This window comes from Roseburia intestinalis L1-82 (assembly GCF_900537995.1).
Lineage (GTDB): Bacteria > Bacillota > Clostridia > Lachnospirales > Lachnospiraceae > Roseburia > Roseburia intestinalis.
Map to the genome: position 1 here is coordinate 2,531,071 of NZ_LR027880.1, position 23,361 is coordinate 2,554,431.

Annotated in this window: 19 protein-coding genes; 5 read left to right on the plus strand and 14 right to left on the minus strand. The window is 44.1% G+C overall.

Going from position 1 to position 23,361, the window contains the following annotated elements; translation table 11 throughout:
• Positions 1-154: 154 nt before the first annotated feature.
• The gene (locus RIL182_RS11930; RefSeq protein ID WP_006858796.1) at positions 155-1,573 is read right to left on the minus strand and encodes an ABC transporter substrate-binding protein; all 1,419 of its coding nucleotides are present in this window, start codon (positions 1,571-1,573) and stop codon (positions 155-157) included.
• Positions 1,574-1,826: 253 nt separating this feature from the next.
• On the opposite strand from RIL182_RS11930, the gene RIL182_RS11935 reads away from it, so the two are divergent.
• Together RIL182_RS11935 and RIL182_RS11940 are read left to right on the plus strand one after the other, a co-directional pair.
• Positions 1,827-3,425: a response regulator gene (locus RIL182_RS11935; RefSeq protein WP_006858797.1), complete on the plus strand. Its 1,599-nt coding sequence runs from the start codon at positions 1,827-1,829 to the stop codon at positions 3,423-3,425.
• A gap of 12 nt (positions 3,426-3,437) precedes the next feature.
• Positions 3,438-5,264, plus strand: a complete 1,827-nt coding sequence (locus RIL182_RS11940) for a sensor histidine kinase (protein ID WP_015560417.1) — start codon at positions 3,438-3,440, stop codon at positions 5,262-5,264.
• A 48-nt stretch (positions 5,265-5,312) separates the two neighbouring features.
• Here the strand turns inward: RIL182_RS11940 and RIL182_RS11945 are convergent, their stop codons facing one another.
• From RIL182_RS11945 to RIL182_RS22315, 4 genes are all read right to left on the minus strand, one after another.
• The gene (locus RIL182_RS11945; RefSeq protein ID WP_044999490.1) at positions 5,313-7,310 is read right to left on the minus strand and encodes an alpha-L-arabinofuranosidase C-terminal domain-containing protein; all 1,998 of its coding nucleotides are present in this window, start codon (positions 7,308-7,310) and stop codon (positions 5,313-5,315) included.
• A gap of 66 nt (positions 7,311-7,376) precedes the next feature.
• Complete coding sequence (locus tag RIL182_RS11950) at positions 7,377-9,734, minus strand: sensor histidine kinase (protein WP_006858800.1); 2,358 nt, start codon at positions 9,732-9,734, stop codon at positions 7,377-7,379.
• On the minus strand, positions 9,703-10,407 hold the full coding sequence (locus RIL182_RS11955) for a response regulator transcription factor (protein ID WP_006858801.1): 705 nt from the start codon (positions 10,405-10,407) through the stop codon (positions 9,703-9,705). Before RIL182_RS11955 ends, RIL182_RS11950 begins: the two co-directional genes overlap by 32 nt.
• Positions 10,408-10,587: 180 nt before the next feature.
• Positions 10,588-10,722 carry a GNAT family N-acetyltransferase gene (locus RIL182_RS22315; protein WP_118413090.1) on the minus strand — a complete coding sequence of 45 codons (135 nt, stop codon included), beginning with the start codon at positions 10,720-10,722 and terminating at the stop codon, positions 10,588-10,590.
• Between the two features lie 92 nt (positions 10,723-10,814).
• Between RIL182_RS22315 and RIL182_RS22320 the strand changes: the two genes are divergently transcribed.
• Positions 10,815-11,039 (plus strand): helix-turn-helix domain-containing protein, encoded by a 225-nt coding sequence (locus tag RIL182_RS22320; RefSeq protein ID WP_157579714.1) that lies wholly within the window; start codon positions 10,815-10,817, stop codon positions 11,037-11,039.
• Here the strand turns inward: RIL182_RS22320 and RIL182_RS11970 are convergent.
• Genes RIL182_RS11970 through RIL182_RS11980 form a run of 3 tightly spaced genes read right to left on the minus strand, consistent with a single transcriptional unit; the run spans position 10,957 to position 12,838 of the window.
• Complete coding sequence (locus RIL182_RS11970; RefSeq protein WP_006858802.1) at positions 10,957-11,826, minus strand: SPL family radical SAM protein; 870 nt, start codon at positions 11,824-11,826, stop codon at positions 10,957-10,959. The two genes, RIL182_RS22320 and RIL182_RS11970, sit on opposite strands and share 83 nt — an antisense overlap.
• Before the next feature lie 32 nt (positions 11,827-11,858).
• Positions 11,859-12,236 (minus strand): SdpI family protein, encoded by a 378-nt coding sequence (locus tag RIL182_RS11975; RefSeq protein ID WP_006858803.1) that lies wholly within the window; start codon positions 12,234-12,236, stop codon positions 11,859-11,861.
• Positions 12,212-12,838 carry a hypothetical protein gene (locus RIL182_RS11980; RefSeq protein ID WP_006858804.1) on the minus strand — a complete coding sequence of 209 codons (627 nt, stop codon included), beginning with the start codon at positions 12,836-12,838 and terminating at the stop codon, positions 12,212-12,214. The genes RIL182_RS11975 and RIL182_RS11980 overlap by 25 nt, the downstream gene beginning before the upstream one ends.
• A 180-nt stretch (positions 12,839-13,018) precedes the next feature.
• Here RIL182_RS11980 and RIL182_RS11985 point away from each other — a divergent pair, with 180 nt between their 5' ends.
• A complete protein-coding gene (locus tag RIL182_RS11985; RefSeq protein WP_134523325.1) occupies positions 13,019-13,921 on the plus strand; it encodes a DegV family protein in 903 nt (300 codons plus the stop codon).
• 40 nt (positions 13,922-13,961) lie between these two features.
• Here the strand turns inward: RIL182_RS11985 and RIL182_RS11990 are convergent, their stop codons facing one another.
• The 4 genes from RIL182_RS11990 to RIL182_RS12005 form a co-directional block, all read right to left on the minus strand.
• Positions 13,962-15,329: a GNAT family N-acetyltransferase gene (locus tag RIL182_RS11990; RefSeq protein ID WP_006858807.1), complete on the minus strand. Its 1,368-nt coding sequence runs from the start codon at positions 15,327-15,329 to the stop codon at positions 13,962-13,964.
• Positions 15,330-15,402: 73 nt separating this feature from the next.
• Complete coding sequence (locus RIL182_RS11995) at positions 15,403-15,876, minus strand: YbaK/EbsC family protein (RefSeq protein ID WP_044999494.1); 474 nt, start codon at positions 15,874-15,876, stop codon at positions 15,403-15,405.
• Positions 15,877-15,898: 22 nt separating this feature from the next.
• The gene (locus tag RIL182_RS12000; RefSeq protein WP_006858809.1) at positions 15,899-16,201 is read right to left on the minus strand and encodes a Dabb family protein; all 303 of its coding nucleotides are present in this window, start codon (positions 16,199-16,201) and stop codon (positions 15,899-15,901) included.
• A 99-nt stretch (positions 16,202-16,300) separates the two neighbouring features.
• Positions 16,301-17,953 carry a Na+/H+ antiporter NhaC family protein gene (locus RIL182_RS12005; protein ID WP_006858810.1) on the minus strand — a complete coding sequence of 551 codons (1,653 nt, stop codon included), beginning with the start codon at positions 17,951-17,953 and terminating at the stop codon, positions 16,301-16,303.
• 278 nt (positions 17,954-18,231) lie between these two features.
• On the opposite strand from RIL182_RS12005, the gene RIL182_RS12010 reads away from it, so the two are divergent.
• On the plus strand, positions 18,232-19,401 hold the full coding sequence (locus RIL182_RS12010; protein WP_134523052.1) for an IS110 family RNA-guided transposase: 1,170 nt from the start codon (positions 18,232-18,234) through the stop codon (positions 19,399-19,401).
• A gap of 454 nt (positions 19,402-19,855) precedes the next feature.
• Here the strand turns inward: RIL182_RS12010 and RIL182_RS12015 are convergent, their stop codons facing one another.
• Together RIL182_RS12015 and RIL182_RS12020 are read right to left on the minus strand one after the other, a co-directional pair.
• Entirely contained in the window at positions 19,856-21,604 is a 1,749-nt protein-coding gene (locus RIL182_RS12015; protein ID WP_006856860.1) for an amino acid ABC transporter ATP-binding/permease protein, read from the minus strand.
• Complete coding sequence (locus RIL182_RS12020) at positions 21,604-23,349, minus strand: ABC transporter ATP-binding protein/permease (protein ID WP_044998930.1); 1,746 nt, start codon at positions 23,347-23,349, stop codon at positions 21,604-21,606. Before RIL182_RS12020 ends, RIL182_RS12015 begins: the two co-directional genes overlap by 1 nt.
• Between the last annotated feature and the right edge of the window lie 12 nt (positions 23,350-23,361).

Below are 23,361 nucleotides of genomic sequence, written 5' to 3' on the forward strand. Positions count from 1 at the left end.
CGTGTGAAAAATCCCACTTTTCACACTGCCCTCCATTTTTATGCTGCCTGCATCCATATACTCCTGTCTTTCCATGGCGCTATCCTTCCATGGCAACGGGTCCATATGGATGCAGGCATCCTTTTCTTTCCTGCATCCATACCAGGACAGCGTTTTACTCTGTTTTATAGGTAACGGTTCCTGCTGACGGCTGAAGCGGATCATAGTTCTCAACAATGACACGTTTGCATGTTCCATTGGAAAGTCCGCTCTCAAGTGCTGCATTATAGCGTGTATTCAGATCTTCGATGGCTTCATCTGCACTGACATATCCAAGTACTACATTCCATAACACGGTCTTCCAGTCATCTCCCTCTACGCTGACTGCCGGTGTTGCCGGATAAACATCCTCGTAATCCTGAAGTTCAAAATCTGCAAGTCTGCCAATATTGCTTGTATCGACAATGTTGCTCATATAACCGGATAACGGAATGCTGTAACCACCCTCAAAATATCCCTTTAAGAAATCTTCACTTGAAAAATATTTGATGACTTCCCATGCTGCATCTTTATTTTCACAGGAACTTAGCATGACATATCCGCCGTTCGGTGAGCAGCTCAGCGCGCCTTTGACTTCACCGGTCAGAGTTGGCAGTTCTGCTACACCCCAGTCAAAGGAGCACGGGAACTGATCGGTAAATACACCTGCTTCCTGGGATGCATTTCCCCAGAGTGCAAATGCACCCTGTGCAAATAATGCACGGCTGTTATCTACGCCCTGATTTTCAGAGCCTGGAAGCACAGAACCATCTGCATAAAGTTTTGCCGCTTCCTCCACGATCTCTTTCCAGCTGCTAAAATCATATACGCCATTGGCATAATCATATCCGCCAGGAGTTGCGCCGCTCATCTCACCACATCCCTCTAACCATCTTGAAAACGGACTGGATGAAGTGAATGCGATCCCGTAAGTGGAATCATTGGTAGCTGCTTTGGCAAGCTCCACGAAATCTGATAATTTTGACGGTATCTCTGTTGCCCCGGCAGCATTTACCAGATCTTTGTTCCACTCAATCCTTGTTCCGGTACGGACACCGTTTGGAACCCAGTAGATATCATCCCCAAAGGAGGTAAGTCCCTCGTATTTATGGTCATATGCCTCCGTTACTTTCTGAAATTCTTCGTCCCCTGCGATATAGTCTTTGATGTTATAGAAGATACCGGCATCCACATATGTCTGTAATGTCATGTTATCGGATGCCTGGATGCTGATAATGTCCGGTGCCGTTCCGCCCTGATAGGCAAGCTGGATGGAATTGGCCCAGTCATCTGTCAGTATCGTGTAATTGATCTGTATATCACTGTGGCTCGCATTGAAAGAATCGATCATCTCATTCATATATGCCTCGTCATGACGGTTGTTTGTCCAGAATTCAATCGTCGCTGCACCGTCTTTCTTCGTATCCGATACTGCTGTCTCTGTTCCTGAAGCGGTCGTATCTTTCGCACTTTCTGTTCCCCCATTGTTTCCGCAGCCTGTAACAGAAATTATCATTGCCGCTGCAAGCATTGCACTAATCACTTTCTTTTTCATAGTTTTCTCCTTCCTTTGTTTCAGGTGTTTTCTGTTGTGACTATCATGCCAGATTTTTCATTTCCGAACAACGGCAGTTTCCACGAACAATGTAACACTTTCTAATATCCGGTCATAAAACTTATACAAACTGCCCCTTTTGCTTTCCATATCTCCATGTTAATATATACAAGTATTTTAATAAAACTTTTTTATTTTTGTATATCATTACAATTGCAGCGCAATATATGATTGATGAAAGGGGGATTACACAATGAACGAACATATGGATGTCACACTGATGATCGCAGATGATGAATCCTTCATATTGAGAGGCTTAAAAGAAATTGTTTCGGATTCTGACCTGCCCCTGAAACTGATTGGAACTGCCGGGAACGGCATGGATGCCTTTGCACTCCTTCTCTCTTCCAGCCCTGACATTGCGATCATGGATATCCGCATGCCGGGCATGGACGGACTGGAAGTGATCCGCAGGGCAAGAGATGCCGGACTTACCACTCACTTTCTGATCCTGAGCGGTTATAATGACTTTTCCTATGCACAGGAAGCGATCCGCTACAATGTCCACGGATATTTTTTAAAACCTTTAAATATCCCGGAATTCAGGCAGGCACTTTCCGCCGAATACCAGGATGTCCTTGCCACACGCGCAAAATCTGCATCCGATACAATCAGCACGGACGAACTGAGCAGCCTGATGGAATCTTCGCGTTCCTATTTTCTTGCACAGCTTCTGCAGGGTGAGATTTCCTCTGCCGACGTGACAAATGCACGCTTAAATTTTCTGCATATAAACCTTGGTCCCGATTCCTCCGTGGCTGTCATACTGACACCGGAAAACTCTGACTCCGATTTTGAGACCGACTTTGCATCTATCATCACACATACCATCCATCCGGTCTTAAAAACATTTTTTTATGAGGCGTTTCTCTATCAGGAACAGCAGATCGTATGTATCATCAATCTTTCTGCCGGAAACGAAGATCTTCTGCTTGCAAGGATCAAAGCCTGTCTCACCGGCCTGCAGAAAAAAAACGGACTTTCTTTTTTAGCTGCGGTCGGAACGATTGTACCGGAACTGTGCCAGTGCTCTGCCTCTTATCAGGCAGCCCTCTCCGCACTGTCCTACCGCATTTACGGAACAGACACAAAAATCTTTGATTCCGGCATCATCTGCCACCAGCTGCCCCAGGAATCGCCCCGCAGTATCGATTCCGCACCACTTGCTGATGCCATTTTAAACGGTGATACCACGCGGATCAAAGATTACTGCTCGGCATTTTTTGATTCGCTGTTTTTTGTGCGCATGCCACCACCAAACTACATATTCGGGATGTTTTTATTTCTGATTTCCAACGTCCAGAAAGATATCGCCATCAAATCCAGTCATCCAGTCTCTTTTCCGGAATTTACCTTTGATGACTTAAATATCCTCCCATCTGTATCTGAACTTAAGGACTGGCTCATTGATTTCTTTCTGAATTATTCCGAGCTTCTGACTGCAAGCCATAACGGCCATGACCAGATCATCCGTCAGGCAAAGGAGTATATCCGGTCACATCTTGACTGCAATATCAAGGCGAAGGATGTCGCAGCACTTGTCGGGCTGAGTGAAGCGTACTTTACCATATATTTTAAGAATCACTCTGGTGTGAACTTCCGTGACTATATCCTGTCCGAGAAAATGGAGTACGCAAAATCCCTGATCTGTGCACAAAACTGTTCGATCACGGAAATCGCTTACCAGATCGGTTACCAGGATTACCGCTCCTTTTCCCGCGCATTTAAAAATACCGTCGGCATGTCGCCCTCCGAATATTTAAATGCCGCCAGCAAAAATACTTCCCCATGAAAGGACTTCCTTATGAAACACTCTATATTTTCCACAAAATTAGCCATGAAGATCTGGCTTTATATCATGCTGACTGTTATTGCAATCCTGCTTGTCGTAGGCATCGCATTAGAAATATTTTTCCGCCACTATGTGGCAAACGAAACCCTGCGGAATGCCACACGCGATACAACCTACGCTGCCGACGCATTTTCCGAGGAATATGAAAATATTTTAAAACGTTTTGTCAGCCATACGGCATCTGCGGACTCCTACCAGCTCATGTGTGATGTGTCCGTACCACACACCAAAGAGTACATGAACTTAAATACGAGTCTGCAGTCACAGCTCTCCCTTTATACGGACAGCAGCTCACTGATCCACACTGCCATGTTTTCCGACACCAAAGGCCAGCTTTTCTACTCCTATAAATCAAGACTGCGCGATGACACCTTTTCGCCGACGGACACATATGCACTGTCCGGCGCCCCCTCCATCTGCATTCATCCTGCCACACAAAGTCCTTTCCGCGGCCAGTCGGACATGGTTGTCATTACTTACCTTCTTACCGTCAATCCGAGTGAGCGGATGGTATTGTTAGCTGACTCCTACGAAAACTGTGATGCTGTTTTATATTTTTTCCTGAATGCACAGCATATCCAGGATTATCTGGCTCTTTATTACAACGGAAGCACCTCGGATGTCCTGCTCTACCTTACCGACGGCTCCGGTACTCCCATCAGCCTGTCCTCTGCGGATGACAATTATGCCATCGCCACGGACACAGCCATCCAGCGCGGCATCCGCTATCTGTCCGGTACCGGCAATAAATTACTGCACACCGGTGACCGCTATATCCTTCTCGTGCCGATTGCAAACAGCGACCTGTATCTGGCAAATATCCTGCCGGAATATGCGGTTTATACCAGGATCCGCAGCCTTGACCTTATGCTCTTATCGATCGCTCTGGTCATGTTTTTACTGATTCCGTTCCTGCTGTTTTTTGTGACACGTTTTGTCACAAAACCGCTGAAACTCCTGATGCAGTCCGTACAGGAGATTGAAATAGGGACCTATGAAAAACCGGCTGACGGAATCCCTCCTGCCGACGAGATCGGTCAGTTAAGCCGCTCCATCGATTCCATGTATCAGACAATCCAGCAGCAGTTCCGGCAGATCAAACAGGATGAACGGGAGAATTTCCAGATGGAACTGCGGCTGCTCTCCGAGCAGATCAATCCACATTTTCTTTACAATACACTGGAATGTATTAATATGGAAATCTACAATCATCATAATGATACTGCCTCCTCGATGCTGTCAAACCTCGGCGGCTACCTCCGCATCAGCTTATCTTACGGAAACAGCCAGCATCTGATCAGCCAGGAGGTCGACCAGGTCAAAGCCTACGTCAATATCATGAATTACCGTTTTCGGCACAGTATCCATCTGACCACCAATATTGACGGTGATCTGCTCTCCATGAAGATTTTAAAATCCATTTTACAGCCTCTGGTTGAAAATGCCTTAAAGCACGGTTTTTCCATCGACAGCAGTGTCTATTTCCCGATTGCTCCCATGATCGATATTTCCATCTGGAGAGAGCCTGACACCTTAAGTATCGCCATCACAGACAACGGTGCCGGCATAGATATAGAGCACGCCAAAGAAATCATGTATGGTTCAGGGACAGATGCAGACGGCAGACATCATGTCGGACTTCACAATATTTACCATCGTCTCAACTCCTTTTACGGAAAAACAGACATTACATTTTCTTCCATTCCTTTTTACGAAAATAAAATTCTGATCCGTTTTCCTTATCAGAATTTCTGTGAAACACAGAATGAATGTGACTGACAAAAAACCGCTGGGCAGCGATGTACTCGCCATCCAGCGGTTTTATTCTTAACATAAAGATATCTCAGGCACCGGCGCTATCAGCTGTAACACTGCAAATGTGTTCTTTTCGAGGGTTATTACCCCTCTTTCTTCCCCGGCTTTCTGTTCCATCTCCCGGATTGCCACCCGATCCGGCTTCTCCAGGGAATTAAAAGCTTCTTTTTCCATTCCGCCCAACAGCCATACACGCTCAACCTGATACGGTTTTCCAGTCTCATCACAAATGGTAAGCTGTTTTTCCTTCTCCGACGCATTCACGATTTTGCAATAAACTGCGCCTGTCGCATCATCTCTTACCGGATTATAATAGACCTGCTCCATCTGTGTTTTCTTTTCTTCCCCAAGAGTATCTAACACCGATGTCCCTTTCATGCATGAAAACATCTTTTGCACATAATAATTCGGCGTTGCGTACGATGTTTCTCCGTCAAACCAGATCATATCCGGCGCCCACTGTGTAAATCCAAGTCTGGCAAATAATGGTGCATAAGACGCCAGTACGACCACATCTGCATTTCTTTCCACTCCGGTTAAAAATGCAGCCTCTGCTAATGCCCCTCCAAGACAGTTTTTCTGTTCCATCAATTCAGTGTGCCCCGGGTGCGCTGCATATTCCCCTGCAAATACTTTGACATCTCTTGGATATTCATCGTAAAAATCTGTATGCGCATAAAACCAGTCCGGTTCCACATAATAATGTTCATCTACTGCATATACATAATTTTTCTGTGTTTTTACTGCGCCATGATAATATTTCCATGCCTTTTCATAACGTTCTGATGTGATATCCGGTCCTGCAGAACCGATCAGCCGGATCTCCGGATATTTTGCATGAATGCATTCTTCAAACAGACGATACCTCTCAAAAAATCCGGACTTCTCTGTCTCCCACTGTTCATTGCCAATTCCAAGCATTGTAAGATGGAACGGTTCTTTATGTCCCATTGCCACGCGCACACTGCCCCATCTGCCGTCTTCCGCACCATTTGCAAACTCGATCAGATCCAGTGCATCCTGTAAGTACTGCCCAAACGCCTCCGTCCCGGGCTGTACCATCTCATAAGACTGATACTGGCATGCCAGTCCGACGTTTAACACAGGAAGCGGTTTCGCACCAAGTGCCTCGCAGAGCAGGAAAAATTCATAATATCCCATTCCAAGTGTCTGGTTATAATGTGAAAATACACTGTGATATCCGTTTTCCTCATTTACCAGATGCACTGCCCAGCGATTCCAGTTGGATCTGCGATGCTCTACCGGTTTTAGTGTCTCCTTGAACCGGTACCGGTTAGACAATGTATTGCCTTCAATAATACACCCACCCGGAAACCGGATAAATCCAGGCTGCAGATCCTTTAATAATTCAAACAGATCCCGTCGGAAGATACCACACACGGCATCTTTTGGCATCATGGAAAAGAAATCAAACTCCACAACACCTGTCTGTTCTAACATGACAGCAAAATCTCCGCCTTTTACATCTTCTTTTGCAGTAAGTAAAAGATGATATTTTTTCCAGTTATGCGGCTCCTGTTTTTTGCCGGGCAAAAGTTCTGTTTCACCGGATGCGGCAATAATCCCGTCCTTTTGTACTGATATCTGTATTCTGCCCTGGTAAGAAATACTTCTCGCATAAAACGATACCTCATACTGCGCATCCTTTTTCAATACGATCCCGTCATAAGCCTGATTTTTAAAACCCGCCTGCGATTCCTCCGCCGTAAATCTTAAATAATGCGGATTTTCTTCCGCAACCGGGCTTCCCATGACACACCGCATTCTGGCATTTTTCTCTTTCGGATAACATTCCCAGCCATACAGTCCGTCAAATTCAGTATAATAATCTGCCTTATCCCCATAACAGTCGACAAACTCAAATGCCCTGTTTTCCAGCATCTCTGCATACAGACCTCCATCCGCCGCATAATTGATATCCTCAAAAAACAGTCCCATCATATCCGGCATGATATCCGCACGTTTTCTCTGTGAAATTGTAATCTTCATATTTCCTCTCCTTATATACATGATTTAATTTTTTTATTGTACTGCACTTTCGAAGAGGTTTCCATGTCAAACATTGCACTTTTTTTGTTCAAAACTGACCTTTACCGTAAACAGATCCGCCATCGTCTCCACTTCAAATGTTCCACCACAGGCCTCCGTAAAACTTTTCGCAATCGAAAGTCCCAGCCCGCTTCCGCCATCGGTACGGCTCTCATCCCCTCTTGTAAAACGTGCGGTAAAATCCACATCCTGTTTTAATTCACTGCGCGATGTATTGCGAATATCTGCAACTGCAGCATTTTTCTCTGTTTTTAATGAAATATAGATCCGTGAACCCTCCAGCGAATATTTGAGTGCATTACCGATCAGATTCTGGAATACCCGGTACATCCGGTCTCCGTCGGCATATACCATGACCGCCTCCTTAGGTATATCAATTTTGAATTTGTACGGGCTCTTTTGAATCTCACCGTCCATATCTGCAAGTGTCTGCCGCAGAAGCTTTCCAAAATCAATTTCTTCCATCTCAACCGCAAGCTGTCCGGATGCCGCTTTGCTGACAGAAAATACATCCTGCACCATATTTTTCAGCCGCTCCGATTTTTCTTCCAGAATCCGGATATAATCCTGAATCTCCGGTGACAGATTTTCCTCCTGTTTTAGCAGCTCAATATAACTGATAATGGAGGTCAGTGGTGTTTTAATATCATGGGACACATTCGCCACCAGTTCCACTTTCATGCGCTCGCTCTTGATACGCTCCTCTATCGCAGTTTCCATTCCCTGTCCGATCTGCTCTAATGCTTCTTCCATGGCGCGGATATCACTGTCTTCTGCTTTCACCATATCTGCCGGTTCATAATGTCCACTACTGATCTCTGTAATCCTTTTTGAAAGCTGTTCTAAAGATCTTGCCAAATTCCGGTTTCTTTTCTGATAGAAATATTCCATACCAAGCAGGATACAAAATACCCCTGCAAACCCGGTCAGCAGTAACAGCCAGTAAATAAAATTTGCCAGTCTGTAATTTACGATCAGCAGTAAAACAAGCATCACACAAGTTACCGCCAGCCCAAATACCGTAATTCCAATGATCCCATACAGAGCCCTTACCAGCCGTTTTGCAAATGGCAGGGACATATTTTTTGTCTCTGCCTGTGCGAGCAGTTTTCCGAAAAATCCATTTTGCCAGATTTTTTTATTATATTTTGCATCATTGATCCAGAAATAACAGAGCCAAAAAATCACCGGCAGTTCCACCAGACCCGGAAAATCATACTGTATCCTCAAGACAAGAAGCAGCACCAGAATCGTAGCTAAGATTTTCCATTCAAACCAGATTTTCGCACTCAGGGCGGCGATCACGCTATCTTCCTGTTTCTTTGCATCTTTGAAAAATCTGCTGGCACACAGACAAAGAATGCCTGCAATGATAAAATAAATTGCCTGTATATAGCGTTTATGCTGCTGCGTCCACCGTGTGTTAAGATCGTAAAAAGAATTACAGATCCAGGAATTTCCAGCATCATCTTCTCCCATATACTGCACCGGATCTTTTGCTATGATGATCCGGATATCCGCTTTCTCCCAGGATTCTTTTTCCATCAGGTTTTGAAAACCCGGTACATACCAGTCCTCTCCCTCGCGGTAAATGCCATCTCCATAGACATCCTGCTCCACTCCGTCTTTTTCGATCGTCACTTTTTTTCCATCAAAATGAAATGCATAATTATACCCCTCCGGAAGATTTTTTAACAAAGCAGCCGTGTTGTTTTTCCCATCAGAGGATGCGCCATCTGATGATGTAGCATCTGTCACATCATCAGGCATATTTGAATACATTATTTTTCCGTCATAGCAGATCTCATAGAAAAAATTATGATCCTTATTAACGTCCGCAAAATATTCTTCTTCGCTTTTTTCCTGATAACCGGTACTGTCGTCAGACGCCATATAAATATGTTCCGTGTCTGACACCTCCTCATACGTCGTGGAAGAGTTCTCATCTGTGCCCGCAGTCTCTGCTGCATCCGGGTTTTCATAAATGTCCGACGTCGCAGCCGTGCCCACTACATACTCCGAAATTCCGTTATTTGTTCCAAACAGCCTATCAAAAAAATTTCCTCCCGATGACAGATAATCGTCAATATTTTCCTCGTTCACAGCACTGCCGCTATATCCGCTGTCCCCATGATAGTTTCCAGTCGCCACATCAAGAAACGTATAAAATCTGTTCAGCACGGTGTTTCTAAATTCTTTAGACTCCTGATAGTCCTTTTCTTTCAGTTCCGCACAGACCTCATCCACACCGACAGAATAGCTCTCATATGCAAATCTGCCGATTCCTGCCATCAGCATACTGATTCCGATAAAGAACACTAAAAATACAATCCTATTTTTCCATTTTTTCGATTTTATAGCCAATTCCCCACACCACCTTTAAGTATTCCGGCTCTTTTGGATTGAGTTCAATTTTTTCACGGATGCGCCTGATATGTACCATGACCGTATTTTCGCATGCATACCCCTGCTCATTCCAGACACGCTCATAAATTTCCTCCGCCGGGAAAACGCGTCCCGGATATTTCATCAGAAGCTCCATGATCTTTGTCTCCGTCGCAGTCAGCCTGACCGGCTCTTTGTCCACATAAAGCACTCGCTCATTCGTATGGAACTCCAGCCTGCCATTCGTGATACATCCATCATCATCTGCTTTATGGATATCCCCAAGACTTGTATACCTGCGGAGATGACTTTTCACACGCGCTGCTAACTCCTGTGGATTGTAAGGTTTTGCCACATAATCATCCGCTCCCATGGACAGTCCTAAGACTTTGTCTGTGTCCTCACTCTTTGCACTGAGCACAATGATCGGAATGTTTTTTCGCTCGCGTATTTTCAATACCGCAGATAATCCGTCGAGTTTTGGCATCATGACATCCATGATCACCAGATGTACCTTCTGCTCCGCTATGAGCTCTAATGCCTGCATGCCATCATACGCTTTTAATACCTGATATCCCTCCTTTTCCAAAAGTATTGCGATTGCCCTTACGATCTCGCGGTCGTCATCCACGACTAATATACATTCACTCATGCTGTATTTACTCCTCCTTAAAGCCTATGTCTATCTTATCCGGGGCTTCTTACAAAAAAAGTGGGATATTTCTTACAGATTTCTTACAATTTCCCACCGTTCTTATTATTTTTCTCCCTTTTTGCTATTCATTTCCTGTTATATGAAGAAAGGCTATCGCACTTGAGAGGTGAGGCAGCCTTAGAAAGTTGATTCTATAAACATATGAACACCTTTGATTTTTAACCATTGTAGTAACTCTTCTATTATTTTTGAAGAATAACCGTTTCTTCTTTTTTCAGGAATACAATATACATCAACTATATATCCGTACATTGGAGTTTTGAAGAAACAAAACGGAACGTCTTCCTTAATTACTGCACCCCACGCGCAATAACACTAGGACCAATTTTATTATTTATAAGAATTTGTCGAAGATCTACAGGCTACAAAAAGCTGCTCAGCTACTGGTTAATACAGAAAATAACATACAGGAAATTGCAACGGACTGTGGTTTTGACGACAACAACTATTTTTCCAAACTTTTTAAGAGACATTATCATTCTGTTATTATGTCAAATTCAAAAACATCTGAACATATTTATCCGGTAACTCATGAAGATACCGGAAACACTCATTTGGATCATAGATAATTCCATTTTCGGCGCATCTTTTTCTGAACATATCCATAAGTTTCTCGTTATCAGGGCTTGCCAGATCATATGCATTTCCATATGTATAGATGTATTTTTTCTTAAGCCCTGAAAAATATCTGTCCAATGCCTGATAAAAATATTCCCTGTCTCCATCCCTTAATGTAACTCCCATGTTGAAGCATATGATTCCTTTTACGCCAGCTTCCATACAGTAATCAAGAATACCATTGATGTTTTCCTTTGTATCATTTATAAAAGGTAATATAGGTGTCAGCCACACGACAGTTGGAATCCCTGCCTTTTTAAATTGCATAAGTGCTTCAAATCTCTCATGGGTTGTAGAAACATTCGGCTCTAAAATCTTGCAGAGTGTTTCGTCATAAGTAGTCATTGTCATCTGTACAACAGCTTTTGCTTTCGCGTTGATTGATTTTAAAATATCCATATCCCGCAATATTCTGGTAGATTTTGTCTGAATTGCAACACCATATTCATATTTGTCAATCAGCTCCAAACATCTTCTGGTCAGTTTTAATTTTTCTTCTGCTTGAAGATAAGGATCGCACATAGCACCGGTTCCTATCATACATTTTTTGCGTTTGGATTTTAATGCCTTTTCAAGAAGCTGTGGAGCATTTGCTTTTACCTCTATATCCTCAAATTCATGTGTAAATCCATAGCAGTTACTCCTGCTGTCGCAATAAATGCAGCCATGCGTACAGCCTCTGTATATATTCATTCCATTATTACTTGAAAGAATTCCCTTTGCTTCTACAAAATGCATATGTACTCTCCCCTAATTCTACAAATTGGAATCTATCGCTTTGTCCCATCCTCATTGAAATTATTTTTTAATGCCTTTTCCGTTAGAAAAATAGGCCCAATCAAAAACACCAGTTGTATTACAATGATAATAATACTCAAAATTCCCATTGTATCGTCACTTGCTCCATAAAAAGGAATATGTATAAGCATTGTAGGTCCCAACAGACCAATACCGACTTTCCACCAAAGTTTTCCTGCATGGTCATGTGCAAATCTCCAGGTATCCATATTTATCATTGACATCTTAGTTTGGTATCCCACAACTCCATTGATCTTCTTTGGACAATGTTTCCACATCATTCTGCCCACAATTATCATAATCGCTGGAATAATACAATCGCATATCAAAATAAACCACCAGAACCACATATTGCCACCTCCCGCAATGACCATTCTTCATCATAGCTTCCAAGATAAACTTTATTCTCCAAAAATTCCGGCTGATGCGCTAACAGTTCAAATCCTCGTTTCCTGCATTCTTCGATAGTTCCGTTATTATCTGCCTGAACACCAATTTCTCCAAAATAGTAAGCATTCACATTCTTCGTATGCTCATACATTTCATATGCTGAGCGTGGAATCTCACCGTAAAAGGTTTGTCTGACCGGTAAAACACTTTTATCTTTATCCGGTACCGCTTCGTACATCGTCAGGAAATCCCGTGCAGATTTCAGGGCAAGTGATTTTAATTCTTCATATTCCGCCATGCTTAATGGCTTTTTCTCCTCGTCAAAAAGCACATCTGAGTCTGCATCAGAAATGGTAAGTGTTGACACTTTTTCTTGAATGATCTCAGGTTCCGGAACATCCCAAGTTAAAGCTCCTTTCCACTTCAGGTAAGCTGAAATTTCAGACGACATCTTCCCAATAGCTTCACACTTAGATTTACCTCTTGTAAATGCACCAATGAAATTGGACGCATACAGAATACTGTCATCGCCATTATGTTCCCAAACACACTTCACTTTCATAAAAGAATTTTCCTCCCAAACACCGATTTACTTAAATGCAGTATACCACATGGTCAGCGTCAATGATACTATTATTCTCTTTTATAAAATAAAGAGGAAAACGTTCCAAAACCACTTGACATAGTTTTCAAAACCGCTTACACTGTATACTATAACTATTTAACAGGATTGGAGAACATCATGTTTCAGATTATCGTTGACTCTGCGGCAAATATTCCCGCAGAACTTGTAAAAAAATATAAGATCAAAGTTCTTTCTTTTATCAACTTTGTAAATGGAAAAGAAGTCACCTGTTTTGATCCGGAATTATCCCCGGAAGAGGAACGTCAGAAAGGTCATGAATATTACGATGCCGTACGCCAGGGTGCAGATGTAAAGACCGGTCTGATCAGCACTGCTATATTTGAAGATGCATTCCGCAGTGCCATGGAAAATAACGAAGATGTGCTGTATTTCTCGCTTAGCAAAAATATCAGCGGAAATTTCAACTCCGCAAGACTCGCCGCAGAAGATCTGATGCATGATCCGGTAAACGGCAGAAAAATCCGTCTGATCGATTCACTCAATGCTTCTTTAGCACAGGGAATTTTAGCGATCTACGCAAGTGAAATGCGTGATAAAGGTATGGAGATTGATGAAGTAGCAGATATCTTAGAAACGTACCCTGCAAAGATGAACGGTGTATTTACCGTCGGTGATTTAAAATATCTTTCCAGAACCGGACGTTTGAGCGGCGCAACTGCTCTCGTCGGCAACCTTTTGAGTATCAAACCGATCCTGCGCGGAAACAAAGACGGTTTTATTGTCCAGTACAAGAAATGCCGCGGAAGAAAAGCTGCGTTGAACGAGCTCATCTCTCTTGTCTGTGACAATATCGTGGAACCGGAAAAACAGATCATCGGAATTGCACATGCCGATGCCTACGAAGACTCGCTCTATGTCATGGATAAAATTCAGGAAAAAATCTCTGTGCGGGAATTTATCAATACTTCTTACGATTTCTGTACCGGAAGCCATGTGGGTCCGGATACCATCGCCTTGTTCTTTATGGCAAAAGACAGAGAATTAGGGGCAGGCAAATAAGCCTGCCCTGACCAGCAATTATTCTCTATTTCATTTTTCACTACAGCGCCCTTTCCATGCACACAAACCGCATATCATAAAGACTACATTCCCCCACTTTCTCATATCCCAGATGCATATAAGCACGCATTGCCACCTCATGCCCTTCATGCACCAAAATATGAACAGATCTCTTTCCCTGTTTCCTCAGGACATTCATGGCATACGCCATCATCATCCTTGCCAGTTTTTTATTCTGATACTCTTTCCGGATACAGAGCCTTGCCAGTTCGGCACCCGGAAGCAACGTCTGATTCCAGCATTTTAAGCTGTCCACTGCCTCGTCTGCATCTATGGAGATCGACGCCAGCAGTTCCCCGTCTTCATTTTCCATCACAAAAAGCGCATTTCTGGAAAGATCGGATTCTATTGTGTCAATTCCAGGATAGTACTCATTCCAGCCTGCCGCTCCGCCGATCATGGAATGGTACAATTCTAAGATTTTCCCGGTATCTTCTTTTACAGCGGGGCGGATATAGCGCAAAAATGTGTAATCCGGAATTTTCAATGAATCCGCTGCCTGTGCAAAATATTTTTCTTCGATATGCGGCCAGCGCTTTGCTCCCATATCATTTTCTTCCTGCAGTTTCGCTGCCAGATTAACAAGTTCCGGTGTCAGATCTGTTCCAGTCAGTAAAATGTGCAGATTGTTATTTAAAAACCATGGCGCCATATCATAAAGTCCCGATGTAAAAATATCCAGTATCACCTGATTGCTATCGTAAGGGATCCGCAAAAATTCCGGTTTCCATTCATTTTGACCGGACTCTAAGATGATGGCATGCGCGTATCCCGGATCTCCGATCGCAATTCCACAGGAACCGGTATTCATATAGGTTTTTCCCTGATATCTGCTGATACCCGGAAAATGTGTATGGGCTGCAAGCAGATAGTCAGTATCGATCTCTTCTAATACCTCTTTTGTGCGGTCACTGTCAAGCTGGAGCAGTTCTCTTGTATTGACCGGAGAACCGTGACAGCAGGTAAACGCCGGATATCCTTCCTTTTCATAACGAAACGTGATCGGAAGGCTCTCAAAAAAATCCAGATCTCTTTCCGTGAGCTGCCTGTAAGTATACAAAAGATTGCCGCTGGCGGAATTGGCAAGCCAGAATTTTTCTTCTTCCTCCTTCTCCCGAATCTTACGCTGTTCTATCATATATTCTTCCCGGTTTCCGCGCAGCACATGACATGGGAACTGTTCCATTAATTCATAGAGAAGTTCCATCGTCTGCCTTGCACCGGCGGTATCCGAAATAAAATCTCCCAGAAGCAGAAATTCCTCACATCCGGCATTTACCATATAGTCCACACATGCCCGGAATGCGGTCTGGTTGCTGTGAATATCTGCAATTACTCCAACTTTCATTCCAAAGTATCTTTCCTTTCATTTAACCGCCATTCTTACATGTGAAAATTTAATTTTTCACACTACGGTCTGTCTAAACATTTTCTTCCTTGCAGACATCGACCCAGCCTTTTGCCCCGGCGATCTGCTCAAGTTCCGGGATCGTGAGTTTCACTGCACTGTGGTCATTTCCCGCTGCCGGATATACGATAGTAAATTTTTTCAGACTTTCGTCGAGATACACTTCCACACCATCGTTGATTCCAAACGGGCACACCCCGCCCGGCGCATGACCGATCACTTCCTCAACCGCATCAGACGGAATCATCTTCGCTTTCACATGAAATGTATCCTTGTATTTGCGGTTATCGACTTTCGCCGTGCCTTCCGTCAGAATCAGCACCGCCTGCTCTCCCTGTAAAAAGGACATCGTCTTTGCGATCATGCCCGGCTCCACCCCAAGTGCTTCCGCCGCCATCGCAACGGTTGCCGTGGAATCAGCCAGCTCGATCACATGATCCAAAAATCCTTTATTCTCCAAATATGCTTTCGCTTTTTCTAATGACATATAAATCCTCTTTTCTGTCCGTTTATATCTCATAGTCCATGCAGGATCTCACCGCCGTATACGGTCTGACTTTACTGTCTGCGACTGCCACATGTTTCGGATGTGTACTGTAAGTTTTTAATGCTTCCGCACTCTCAAATGTGGAATCTAGCATGACATCCACGGTTGAACTCGGCAGACAGTCGATGCGCACTTTGATTTCTGTCATTCCCGGGATCTGACCGGCAAGACCTTCTAATCCTTCCTTGATCCCTGCTTTGATCTGTTTTTTCTCCTCCTCTGAAAATTCCTCTTTCAGTTTCCATAAAATAATATGTTTTACCATTTTGTTTTTCCTTTCTTCAGGCGTTATAGACCTGATACCACTATTTTAGTCCTCTTATTTATTTTTGCAATTACGGATCATCCTTCGTACCCGCAAAACTCAAATTTCCTCTTTGCCGCCGTTTTTTGTCCGGATCACAAAGAGAACCACACAAAGAAGCACGATGCAGATTGGAAGTGTCAGCCATACAATGGCGTCAAGTCCCACTACCTTAAAAATACCGATCAGAAGATATCCAACCATACATACACTTCCCACAACAAGCACATACGGAAGCTGTGTCACCACATGGTTGACGTGTTCACAGTGACCACCGGCAGATGCCATGATCGTCGTGTCGGAGATCGGTGAACAGTGGTCTCCGCAGACTGCACCCGCCAGACAGGATGCGATGGAGATAACCATCATCTGTCCTTCCGGAAATACCCCGATCACGATCGGGATCAGAATGCTGAATGTTCCCCAGGATGTTCCGGTTGCAAATGCCAGAAACGCAGCAACCAGGAAAATGATCATCGGAAGAAATCCCTGCATCGCAGATGCAGAATTTGCCACAAGATCTGCCACAAAATATTTTGCACCGAGCAGGTTTGTCATACCCGATAACGTCCACGCCATCGTAAGGATCAGAATCGGCGCGATCATGGACTGGAATCCCTCCGGGATACATTTTGCAAACTCTTCAAAGGACAGCACATCACGCATCATATAATAGATAAATGTAAATACCAGCGTGACCGCACCGCCAAGCACCAGTCCCACCGATGCATCCGAAGCTGCAAACGCATCGACAAAGGAAGCACCCTCAAAAAATCCACCGGTATAAACCATTGCCACAATACAGCTTGCGATGAGAACCGCAACCGGAAGAATCAGATCCAGCACATGTGCTTTCTCATTGATGACCTCTTCTTCATTTCCCTCATAAGGTCTTCCCGGCGTGGTAAACAGATCTCCTGCGATTGCATTCATCTCATGTTTTTTCATCGGTCCAAAGTCAACCCTGAGTACCGTCACAAGTAAAACCATGACCAGTGTCAGTATCGCATACAGGTTATACGGGATCGTCTGTAAAAATACAGCAAAACCGTTGATTCCGGAATCTTCCGGCACCGAGGATGTCACTGCCGCCGCCCACGAACTGATCGGCGCAATGATGCACACCGGAGCTGCAGTCGCATCAATGATATAGGATAATTTTGCGCGGGATACTTTGTGCCGGTCTGTGACCGGACGCATCACACTTCCCACCGTAAGGCAGTTAAAATAATCATCTACAAAGATCAGCACTCCAAGGATCATAACGGAAATCTGCGCACCGATCCTTGTCTTAATATGCTTTGATGCCCATTTTCCAAACGCAGCAGAACCGCCCGCTTTGTTAAGCATCGAGACAAGAATTCCAAGCATGACTAAAAATACAAGGATACCCACATTCCAGGCGTCCGCAAGTTTATACACCATACCCCCGTCTTCCTGAAAGAAGATCGTGTTGATCATCAGTTCTAAATTAAAATTGGAATATAACAGTCCTCCGGTGATGATCCCGGCTAAAAGGGACGTATATACCTCTTTCGTGATGAGTGCCAGACCGATCGCAATGACCGGCGGCAGCAGCGCAAATACCGTCGCATATACACCGCACTGGTAATTTTCCGGATCTGTGATCACCCCGGATGTATTTGCCGTTACAAACAGTAATATCACGATCACTGCAAGAAAAATAAGCATTCCGATCTGTTTTCTTTTCATATGTTTCCTTGTATGATAATTAGGAAGTTAATTATCACATATTTCCTTTCTTTTAATATCGTGGTTCAATACAATTCAGATACTATGGACTTTTGATTTGTTTTCTGTAGCTTGACTACTCAACTGGAGTGTATTGCCACTACCTTTATCTGAATTGTTTATTAGCTGGATGTTGCCGGAGTGTTTTTCACTCAGAGTACTTATTTCTATCAAGTCTACGATGATAATCGTTGGTGGACATCATGGTATCAGACTTTAGGAAAGGGAGGTACAACCTCATGAAAATTTACGTAGGCATTGATATTGCCAAACTTAATCATTTCGCCGCTGCGATTTCTTCCGACGGTGAAATAATCATTGAGCCGTTCAAATTCACAAATGACGCTGATGGCTTCCAACTGCTGGTCTCTAAACTCGAATCATTCGATAAGAACAGCCTCATCATCGGTCTTGAGTCAACGGCACACTACGGTGACAACCTTGTTCGATACCTTGTTACTGAGCTTTACCAAGTGTGTGTGTTGAACCCCATCAAAACCTGTCAAATGCGAAAAAATAACGTTCGCAAAACTAAGACAGATAAGGTCGACACTTACGTGATTGCTAAAACTCTTATGATACAGGACAACCTCAGATTCGTCAGCTTCTTCGATCTCGATATGATGGATCTTAAGGCATTGGGACGTTTCCGTCAGAAAACCATAAAGCAACGTACCCGATTGAAAATTCAACTGACAACCTATGTTGATCAGGTCTTTCCGGAGATTCAATACTTTTTCAAATCCGGTCTGCATCAACACGCTGTCTATGCTTTATTAAAAGAAGCACCTTCTCCAAAAGAGATTGCTTCCATGCATATGACTCATCTGGCAAATCTGCTCAAAGTGAACTCACACGGACACTTTACCAAAGAACAGGCCAAAGAATTAAGAGTTCTCGCACAGAAGTCTGTCGGTGCTAACGACAGCGCTATATCTATTCAGATAACTCAAACCATTCAACAAATCGAGTTACTGGATAGCCAATTAGAAAAGATTGAAGCTGAGATGACGGATATCATGAAATTCAACGATTCTGTCATCATGACCATTCCTGGTATCGGTTATATCAATGGTGGAATGATTCTTGGTGAAATAGGTGATATTCACCGTTTCTCCAATCCAAACAAGCTGCTTGCTTTTGCTGGTCTGGATCCTTCTGTTTATCAGTCTGGTAACTTTCAGGCTAAGACAACAAGGATGTCCAAACGTGGCTCTCGTGTTTTACGATATGCCCTTGTAAATGCAGCTTGGAACGTTGTCAGAAACAACGCAACCTTCAAGGCTTATTATGATGCCAAGAGAGCTGAAGGCCGGTCTCACTACAATGCACTTGGGCATTGTTCCGGCAAACTTGTCAGAGTCATCTGGAAGATGCTCACCGACAATGTCGAATTTAACCTCAAATAAGAGGTCTGTATACCAATATCGATAGATTTTGAAAAAGCACCCTAAGGGAGCTCTATTAAAGTTACCCTTTTTTACCACCGATATGAAAAAGAAATTTTTTACTAATTTATGGTTGACTTTTCATAGCTGGTCTCCAAACATTACTGATTTTTTGTCTGTCAACAATCAATCAGAACTTTCCATATTTCTGTATTTCCATACGTTTTATAGTGTAGCGTTTCTTCTGCAATTTTTCAAACATTTTATGCATAATCATGCAATATTATAAAAGAGTATTACTGTTCACTCGTACCTCGTTCCAGTAACGGATTTTACCGATGCTTCGCATTCCAAATCGGCAAAATCTGCTGCCACCACTGTATCATACGGCATTTTCAGTTCAGAAAATGCCTGCCTGTGAACAGTAACAAAAGAGTATCATTCCACTGTGATCTGTGAAATGATACTCCCCCTCTTACATTGCCACTACGTCATCTGCAATCGCCATCGTAGATTTCCGATGCGATACCAGAAGAATTGTTTTATTTTCTTTTTCCCTGTCAAGACTTCTTAAAATGATTCCCTCATTTAAACTGTCGATATTGCTGGTCGGTTCATCCAAAAATATCATGTCCCCGTCATGTAAAAATGCACGCGCAATACCGATGCGCTGACGCTCCCCGCCGGAGACCGAGTCTCCTAACTCCGCTAACTTCGTGTCATAGCCATCCGGCAGTGACAGGATAAATTCATGCAGTGCCGCTTTTTTTGCCGCTGCAACAACTTCTTCCCTGCTTGCATCCTCTTTTGCAACTTTGATGTTATTTTCGATCGTATCCTCAAACAGGAATGTCTCCTGTGTGACGTAGGAAATGCTGCTGCGCAGTGCCGCAGTCGAAATCTCACCGACATTCGTTTTTCCATAACGGATGTCTCCCTCCGATGTCTCATAAAAACGCATCAGAAGTTTTAAAAGGGTTGATTTGCCGCATCCGCTCTTTCCTAAGATTCCGTGGATCTTATGTTCGGCAAATACATGATCAAAGTTCTCTAATACTCCGTTTGGACTTTTTTTATACTCAGCCTGTATTTCCACTTTATCCTCTTTTGTAAACTCAGCCTGTGCTCCTTTTTGCCCCTCTTTTGTCAGCGCAGACTCATATGCAAAAGATACATGCTCACAGGATATATCACCTTCACACACTGTACTTCCGCCCAAAACATCTTCCACCAGTGGCTCTTCCTCTAAAATGTCCAACACACGGTTTCCACTCGCAAGTGTGTGCTGTAAGTTATTCGAAAGTGCGGAAAGTGCCGCCGTCGGACCAAAGGAGCTGATCATTGCGATCACCGCGACCATTGCCTGATCCGCGCTCACCGTCCCCTGCTCTGCAAAATGCCCGCAGACTGCTGCCATAAGGACACCCGCGATCAGGATCACTCCGTCAGTCACGATGCGCTGTATATTTTCTGCCATCTTTAACTTCTGGTTTTTCTGCTCTAACTGTTCTGTCTGGCTGTTCATTTCTCTCAGACGTTTTTCCTGCTGTCCATACTGCAAAATTTCATCCAGCCCATACAGGTTATCCAGAACGACAGTATTTAATTTTCCAAAGCTGTCACGGTAAATACGCCCGTTCTCAGCGCCGCGTTTTCCATTGATGATCGGGATCACTGCACCGACGGTCAGATAAAATACGGCTGCAAGAGCTCCCGCTGCCGGATGAATCCGCCCGATAAACCACACCATAAAGCCAGATGTGAGTATAGCAATCGCGATCGGGGAGATCGTGTGCGCATAAAATACCTCAAGCAGCTCAATATCACTTGTGATAATGGAGATCAGATTTCCCTTTTCACTGCCGTCTAATTTTGCCGGGCAGAGTCTCCGCAGCGCGGCAAATACTTTGTGGCGGATCTGTGCTAACAGCTTAAACGCAATATAGTGGTTGCTTGCCTGCTCCGCATAGCGCAGGATTCCCCTCAGCACTGCAAACACCGCAATCGAAATAAAAATATGTGAAAGCGTCATGCCCTGATAGAGTCCTAAAACCTGACGGACACCAAACCCTCCTAAGATCGTGATGAATGTCGCCATCAGATTCCCGGCACATCCCATTAAAATTGCAGCAAACATAAACGGAAGCAGCGGTTTTATCATACCGATCAGCCCCGCCATGACTTTTACACCGCTGCGTGCCCTTTTTTTCTCTTCTCTCTGCATCAGACTGCCTCCTTTGCATATCGTTCTAATTCCTGCTGTGTCTCATAAAGGCTGCAGTAATATCCCTTTCTCTCCATCAGCTCATCATGAGTTCCTGCTTCCTCGATCACGCCGTCTTTCATGACAAGGATCTGGTCTGCATCCACCACGTTCGCAAGGCGGTGGGAAATTAAGATTACCGTTTTCTTATGTGCGAGCTCACGGATAACCTCCATGATCTTATTCTCGCTCTCCACGTCCACATTTGAGGTTGCCTCATCAAATATGTAAATGTCACTGTCGTGCAGCAGTGCCCGCGCAAGCGCAAGACGCTGTTTCTGCCCGCCGGACAGATTAGATGCTTTCTCCGTGATCTCCATCGATAATCCGCCTTTTTCGAAAATCGTATCATAGAGGTCAACCGCCTTCAATGCCGTTTGCATCTCATCCTCTGTTGCATCCGCACATCCCATACTGAGATTTTCACGCACGGTTCCCGCAAAGAGATAACTGTCATGGCGCACTCCCGTAATTTTCTGATACAGTGCATCCGGTGCAATTTCGCGGATATTGACACCGCCGACTGTGACTGTGCCGGAAAAAATATCTGCACCATCTCCTTCACCCATCATCAGAGATGCCGCCGTACTCTTTCCACAGCCGGACACTCCGACGAGAGCCGTAAACTCACCCTCTTTTGCCGTAAAAGAAATACCTTTTAAAACAGGCTTTTCCGGTTCGTAGGCAAATGACACATCGGAAAATACAATATCGTCTCCCTCCATCTTTGTATTCGTCCCGCACTGCGGCAGCGGCTCATCGAGCAATTTAAAAATCTTGTCCGCAGCCGCATTTCCATTCATCGCGATATGAAAAAAAGAACCTAAAAGGCGCAGCGGCAGGAAAAATTCTGCTGAGATCAGTATGATAAAAATACATTGTGCCAGCGTGATATGCAAAGCCCGAAGTTCCAGCACACTAAAGACAATCCCGATCCCCGCTCCGCCATACGCAACGAGATCCATGATGCTGATGGAATTGAGCTGCATGATCAGCACACGCATCGTTACCCTGCGGAACTGCTCTGCCTCCTCATCCATCTTTTTTGCATAGCGCTCATCCGCCTGATAAATTTTTAAGGTGGTCAGTCCCTGTAAATTTTCCAGAAAAGAATCCCCGAGTTCCGTGTAGCTGCCCCAGTACTTTGCCAGAAGCTTTTTCGCAAACTTCTGCACGGCAACGATGGAAACCGGGATCAAAGGAACACAGAGGAGCAGCACGACCGCCGTTTTGAGGCTCATGCTTCCAACAATGCAAAACAGTGTCAGGGGTGCAAGCAGGCTGTAGAAAAACTGCGGCACATACTTTCCAAAATAAATCTCTAACTGCTCCACGCCCTCCGTGCTGATCTGGACGATCTCAGATGTTGCAAAATGTGCGTGGTAAGAGCTGCCGAGCTTCATTAATTTCTCATAGACAAGCTCTCGCAGCTTTCTTTTCACCTGCGTCGAGGCAGCAAAAGACAACCGGCTTCCGATGCCTGTAAACACTGCACGTCCGATATAAACTGCCGCAAAGACAATAAACAGCTTCGCGATATCTCCCTCTCCAACGTTTTTGTTCCCCAGAAGCAGTTTTTCCAGAAAAACGCCGATGGCATACATCAGCGCCACATTACAGAGCAGTGAGCCCCACTGTGCGGCGACCATTCCTGCCACATACTTCTGATTCTCCTTAAATTCCTTCATTAGTCTCTTATGAAACATGTTATTCTCCAT